Source organism: Prevotella jejuni (assembly GCF_900187995.1).
Classification (GTDB): Bacteria; Bacteroidota; Bacteroidia; order Bacteroidales; family Bacteroidaceae; genus Prevotella; species Prevotella jejuni.
Genome location: NZ_FZNZ01000079.1, coordinates 1 through 2,032 on the forward strand (window position 1 = coordinate 1; position 2,032 = coordinate 2,032).

Genomic DNA, 2,032 nt, shown 5'->3' on the forward strand with positions numbered 1-2,032 from the left:
CTGTGTTCGTAGTCCAGTGTAAAGGTTCCGCCAAGGGAGTTGGTCACGCTCTTGAGCATGTTCGTTCTGCCGATGGCAGAGCGGGTTACTTTCAGTTCACTTTCCTTATCGGATTCCACAATGTCGAGGTAGCCGTCGCCGTCTACGTCTTGCAAAGCATAGTTGTTACGATTTATACTATGACTGACAGAAACAACTGGATTTATGGAAATTTTGACAGGAATTAACTTTGGGGTAAAATTGACAGTAAATGCAACTTCAGCTCCCTCTGAAGTTGAGGCTGATTCGCTAAGAGAAGAAAGCCCTTTCCACTGAATGGCATCCATAAAGCCATTACCGATATTAAGTGCCACCATAATAGTCTTGCCATTGCGCCATACCTTATCTGGTAATCCGTCAGAATTTACATCAGAGAGATTATACTCTTCTCCATTCTTAGAGGTTACAACATTGTATCCCCCGGCGAAGCTTGATGACCCCTTATTGAAGCCACCACCTATATTGGCGTTATAAGTAATTCCCTTACCACCTTGTATTCGTTCAATTCCCCAATCAATCGGTTCTGTGAAGTTGTACCCTAAATTAAGTCGAACTTTATTTCCCTTAATAATTTTATCAGGTAGACCGTCTCCATTCACATCCATGAATGTTTCTGTGCTCCAATCCTTGTTAGAGGGAGGAATACTGACAGATCCAGACATACTAGCTTTTGCCTTGTTGCTGGAGCCTTGGTTGCTGGAATGATCCTTTCCTTTTGCAATATGAGCAATCGTAGAACTTATCGAAATAATAGGATCACTTCCCAATGCCCATCCTTCAGACTTATTTTCACTGCCAATGGTTCCGATTCCACTATACTTTTCGCCACTGATACCTCCTTGCGAATTTGTATATTGTATGACTCCCTTTTGAAAAATATCCGGGAAACCATCCCCATTGAAATCCATCATAGTGGAGCGAGTTACACTCTTACCACTTGCATCATTGTATGTAAAAGCAATGCCTGTCTGATTGACATCACTTGTTGCAACCATTTCCTGTGTTATAGCTACAGCACCGGTTCCTTGTAGACACGTACCGGAAACTCCTGTTATATTATCAATATGTTCGAAAGGGTTAGTTAATATTACATTTTGTTCAGTTAGTCTTGAAGCCCCAGCCTCTTCAGCTGTAAGGTACAATTCTGCTCGTTGTCCTATCCATCTGTCAAATGAACTTTGGTCTGTTCCTATTGGTACAAATGCCATTGTCAAAGGATCCATCTTGGCATCCTTGCTATCGGGGAGCTTAAGCAGTGATTCATCAATAGGTTTGCTATACCTACCTTCGGAAGCATTATAAACAAAACCACCCCAACCACGATACATTGTGCCGAAGCCTTTGTTCTCTGTCTGGGCATAGAAGCCTGCCTGTGCTGTTCCTATGCCACTGACAGTAGCTGCAGAAGTTACTGTCTGACCTGAGATGTTACCTGAATAGAAGTAATCTATCCATATCTTGCCTGCACTGATACCGGTGATTATCAGAGGATCCCCTGAAAGACTGCCACCACTGAAAGTGTAAGTCTTTTTACCCAGCAGTTTGTCTACAGTCTTGACAGTCATCGTTACCATTCCGTTTACCGTTGGTGGTAGCATCGTGATACTCGGAGTAACTGTCAGGGTTGAAACATTGGAAGCAAGTACTACAGGTTTACCTTCACTAACCATGTCAGCAAAGAGAACATAATGGGTTGCCCCTGTCGTACGCTGCCTGCTTCCATCCTTGCCTATGGTCTCTATTTGTGGGGTCCACTTTATTTTCGACCAGTCCACATTAGAAGAAGAACTGATTTCAAAGTTTAGATTTGTCAAGCCATCCGGATTAGGAATCGTCTGTTTAATTTCTCCGTCAAACGCTTCATTCCATGCTAAGGTACGGGTATAGATTTCTCTTTTTTTATAATTCGGATTATTATTACCCAAGCTGTCTTTTAACTCATTAGATGCGACAATTCTGAGCGTAACGTCATCTGTTGTGACGGGTTTGGTGA

The 2,032-nt window shown here is 42.6% G+C and carries 1 protein-coding gene; it reads right to left on the minus strand.

Features of this window, described 5'->3' with window-relative positions:
- The coding region (locus CHB62_RS14340; protein ID WP_303395906.1) for a toxin TcdB middle/N-terminal domain-containing protein at positions 1–2,032 on the minus strand (2,032 nt) is incomplete at both ends.